Consider the following 799-nt stretch of genomic DNA (forward strand, 5'->3'; position numbering starts at 1 on the left):
ATGGCCCGGGTGACCGATAGCATCGGGCAATCGGGGTTCGCCGCGACCTTGTTCGAGGCTCTCGGTTATCTCCAGCCGATCCAGGCCACCACGCTGTATTTCTACCCGCGCGGCGGCATGCCCAGTGCGCTGTTCGAGCTGGACGGGCCATGGTTGCCACAAGGCAATGTGCGCCAGTACCTGTCGGGGTTTTATCTGCTCGACCCGTTTTACGGGGCCTGTGTGGAGGGCGTCAGCTCCGGGTGTTACGAGCTGGCCGAGGTCGCCCCCGATCACTTCGAGCTCAGCGAATACTTCCAGTCGTTTTACCGGCACTCCCATCTGGAGGATGAGCTGAACTACATCCTGCAGTCGAGCAACGGCTCGAGCCTGGCGGTGTCGCTGGCCTTTACGCAAAAGCTCGACGCCACCACCACGGGGCAATTCAAACGCATCGCGCCGTGGGTGCTGGCGGTGCTGGGCAAGCATTTCGTTGGCCTGGATGCCCAGGGGGCGCGATTCGAAAACCTGCTGGAGCAGCGCATTCACTCGGCGCTGAACAACTTCGGCTCGTCGATATTGACCGAGCGGGAATGCCGGATCGCCCAACTGATCCTGCGGGGGCATTCCACCCGTTCGCTGGCCGAACGCCTCGACGTCTCGGAAGACACCATCAAGTCCCACCGCAAACACATCTACACCAAGCTCGATATCGGCGCGCAATCGGAACTGTTTGCCCTGTTTATCGATTCGCTGGCCGAAGCCCAGGGCGTCCTGAGCAAAGACCCCCTTGAAAGCTACATGAGCAAGCACCGCTGAG

Annotated in this window: 1 protein-coding gene; it reads left to right on the forward strand. The window is 61.2% G+C overall.

Features of this window, described 5'->3' with window-relative positions; translation table 11 throughout:
- On the forward strand, positions 1-798 hold a 798-nt coding region (locus HX869_RS31230; protein ID WP_102370257.1), incomplete at its 5' end, for a helix-turn-helix transcriptional regulator.
- Position 799 lies beyond the last annotated feature (1 nt).

It is taken from the genome of Pseudomonas sp. P7779 (assembly GCF_013386315.1).
GTDB lineage: Bacteria > Pseudomonadota > Gammaproteobacteria > Pseudomonadales > Pseudomonadaceae > Aquipseudomonas.